Below are 3,202 nucleotides of genomic sequence, written 5' to 3' on the forward strand. Positions count from 1 at the left end.
CTAAGCAACACTTTGATTTGACCCACACGGGTTAAGCCTAAAAGACGGCCCTCCGGAGCAATCCGGAGGGCCGTTTTTGTTTGGGCCAAGCCAAACATTGGATTAGCCGCAAATAGGCTTTAGGCTTGCGGAGAATTTCACGGGTTGGGGTACCTGCAATATAATGGGACTGAATGCGGTCATCATCCCGATGGGGGATCTGACGCCGGAAGAGCGCGCACTTTGGCAAGAGTGGCAGCGGGCGCGCCCGCAAACCCGCAGCCCGTTCTTCAATATCGGTTTTAGCGATGCAGTGGCCCGCGAAGGTTCGGGCGTCGCGGTGGCCAAACTGTATGAAGCGGGCCGACTGATTGGCTTCTTCCCGTATCAGCGCCGTGGTGGAACCGCCTATCCCGTCGGCGCGCCGATGAACGACTATCACTGTGTGATTGGCGATCCGCAGATCCGGGTGGCGCTGGAAGATGTGGCGCGCCTTCTGCCGGTAAAACGGTTGAGCGTGAACAGCTGGATCGGGCCGGATAATGCGGACGCAGATGAAAGGTATCAGCGGCTTTCGACATGTCAGGCGATCATCGGACCTGATGGCTATGACGCATGGTTTGAAAACCGCCGAAGCCAGCACAACAAGTATTTTAAAGACAAGGCCCGTAGCCGTCGCGGCATGGAAGCAGCCTTTGGCCCGATGCGTGTCCAGATCGAACAGGCCAACCACGCGTTGCTGGACCAGTTGATCAGCCTGAAGCGGCAACAGTACCGGCGCACTGGACGCCACGATATTTTCGGACCGGAATGGACGCGGCGACTGCTGCACCGGCTGCTGAACGGAGATGACGGCTTCAAGGCTTCGCTGGCATCCTTATGGGCCGGTGACACCCTGCTGGCGATGGAGTTGAGCCTGCACGCCGATGGGGTGTGGCATTTCTGGTTTCCGGCCTATCTGGAAACAGGGGCCAAATACTCGCCCGGCATCTGGCTCAGTCTGGAAACCATGCGGCTGGTCAATCCGGACGGCTATGGCGAGTTCGATTACGGTTTCTCGGGCGAGGCTTACAAAAAGTACTTCTGTGACCGTAGCGAGCAGGTCGTCGAGGCGATCGTCGGGGCAGGGGACTGGACGCAGCTTGTCGGTCACGCGTCGCGCAGGCCCGATCTGGCTGTAAGCATACAGCGCCGCTGGGCGGCGATCGAAGCGTCGGAACCGCATTTGGGCGGCCGTGTGCTCGGCACTGTCCTTGCAGGGCGCGGCCTGATTGGCCGTTTGGCGCGCAAGGAATCCAGTAAATGAACAGCTGCATCACGCAGGAGCGTCGCCAACTGGGTGCCGTCCGCACCAGCGCAGTCCATTCGCATGGTCTGGATGTAGCGGCCTATAGTGGCGATGGCCCACTGGTAGCCTTGCTGGATAGATACCCGGCCGAACTGATCGATGTGAACCATTATGAGTATGATGCCGCCGGTCAGGTGACGATGATGGCTGGCGAGCGCGGGCAAGCCAGCGGTGCCGAACTGCTGGAAGCGGTTCGCAAGGGGCGTATGTGGATCAACCTGCGGGGCATCGAGGATGTATGGCCCGAATTCTGGCAGGCGGCGTCGGATGCCTTTGGTGACATCGCCTCGGCCTATGAAAACATGCAGGCCGTCAAACGGGCGGGCCAACTGATTATCTCGTCGCCGGGAACGCGTGTACCGTACCATTTCGATGCGTCGGGTGTGGTGCTGTTCCACATGCGCGGCATCAAGCGCATGTTTGTCTATCCGTCAGACGCGACCCACCTGCCCGAACAGGCTATGGAAAACATTGTCGCGCGCCGTACAACCGAGGAGCTGCCCTATAATCTCGGTTTCGAGGATAATGCCGAGGTGTTTGAACTCCATGCCGGCGAGGCCTTGGCGTGGCCTCTATATGCGCCGCACCGTGTCGAGAATGTCGAGGGCCTGTGTGTCAGCCTGTCGATGGAATACCAGACATGGGAAAGCCGTATGCGCACAGGTACGCTCTATACCCATGCCTTTGTACGCGAGCGCGGTCTGAAGCCAGCGCCTATGCATAGGCTGTCGCGACTGGCTCTGGCCTTGCGCTGGATGGCCTCTGTGCCGCTGCGCCGCCTACAGGTCATGGGCAATAATATCGCTAAAATCCCGCGCCAATTTGTTGTCGATGCCACAGCCGAAACTGGAATGCGTCAGACGCTCGTAGATTAAAAGGCTGTCATTACGGGCTTGTAAGCGGACTTTTGGTGCGCATTGGCTCACCTTCATCTCATCAGATAGGTTTATCGGGCGAGGAAGGCTTGGGCATGATTATTCGCACAACAGTATGTATGGGCGTGGCAGCTGCGGCACTGCTGGCAGCAGGTAGCGCTTCGGCTCAGTCGGTCAAGATCGAGAACGCGGTCGCGCGTGTGGTCTACATAGTCGAGAACCGCAGCGACGTGTCGGTCGAGGTTTCCAACGAAACCGGCGCAACGCCCGCACTGCAGGTGACCCGTTCGGATGGCGACATCACGATCCGTGGAAATATTGGTGGCCGCCGTAACGTCATCCGTATCAATGAATGCCATTCGGGTCGCAGCCGTTCGCCCCAATCCTCACCCGGAGAAGGTGCAAACGTCACGATCAACGGCACCCGTGTTGCCCTGAGCGATGCCCCTATGATTGTCGTGCGCGGCCCCAGGGACGTGAAGATCAACAGCACCGGCGCTGTGTTCGGTTCGATTGGACGTGGTGCGCAGTCGGTTGAGCTGGGTAGCGGTGGCTGTGGTGACTGGGTGGTCGCCAATGTTGACGGACCCAGCAAGATCAGCCTCGGCGGCTCGGGTCAGGTTTGGACCGGTGCGGCGGAAAGACTGAAAATCGCGATTGGCGGTAGCGGCGATGTTATGGCCGGTAGCGTTGGCGCACTAGAAGTCGCCATTGGCGGCTCGGGCGACGTAAACGTACAGCGCGTGGATGGACCGGTGGCCATCTCCATTGCCGGTTCGGGTGATGTGAATGTCGCTGGCGGGCGCGTGTCGGACCTGTCGGCCCAGATCGTAGGGTCGGGTGATATTGATATCGAGGCGACGGTGCAGGACGCATCGGTCGGGATCATGGGGTCGGGCGATATCCGTATCCAGCGGGTCACCGGCAATATGTCCAAGCGAGTAGCCGGATCCGGCGAGGTTCGGGTATCTCGGCAGTCCTAAAAAGCAAAAGCCCCGGT

The 3,202-nt window shown here is 59.5% G+C and carries 3 protein-coding genes; all 3 read left to right on the forward strand.

Features of this window, described 5'->3' with window-relative positions; genetic code table 11:
• Nucleotides 1-163: 163 nt before the first annotated feature.
• Nucleotides 164-1,285 carry a GNAT family N-acetyltransferase gene (locus RSB01_RS13845; RefSeq protein ID WP_332592205.1) on the forward strand — a complete coding sequence of 374 codons (1,122 nt, stop codon included), beginning with the start codon at nucleotides 164-166 and terminating at the stop codon, nucleotides 1,283-1,285.
• Nucleotides 1,282-2,202: a transcriptional regulator gene (locus RSB01_RS13850; protein ID WP_332625716.1), complete on the forward strand. Its 921-nt coding sequence runs from the start codon at nucleotides 1,282-1,284 to the stop codon at nucleotides 2,200-2,202. Before RSB01_RS13845 ends, RSB01_RS13850 begins: the two co-directional genes overlap by 4 nt.
• Nucleotides 2,203-2,297: 95 nt before the next feature.
• Nucleotides 2,298-3,185 (forward strand): DUF2807 domain-containing protein, encoded by an 888-nt coding sequence (locus RSB01_RS13855; protein WP_332625718.1) that lies wholly within the window; start codon nucleotides 2,298-2,300, stop codon nucleotides 3,183-3,185.
• Nucleotides 3,186-3,202: the final 17 nt, after the last annotated feature.

Origin of the sequence: Brevundimonas sp. (assembly GCF_036659295.1) — a bacterium.
Taxonomy (GTDB): Bacteria; Pseudomonadota; Alphaproteobacteria; order Caulobacterales; family Caulobacteraceae; genus Brevundimonas.

What these genes read in the sequence shown, in the direction of transcription:
- RSB01_RS13855 (WP_332625718.1), top strand. Translation starts at nt 2,298, where the DNA reads ATGATTATTCGCACAACAGTATGTATGGGCGTGGCAGCTGCGGCACTG.
- RSB01_RS13845 (WP_332592205.1), top strand. Translation starts at nt 164, where the DNA reads ATGGGACTGAATGCGGTCATCATCCCGATGGGGGATCTGACGCCGGAA.
- RSB01_RS13850 (WP_332625716.1), top strand. Translation starts at nt 1,282, where the DNA reads ATGAACAGCTGCATCACGCAGGAGCGTCGCCAACTGGGTGCCGTCCGC.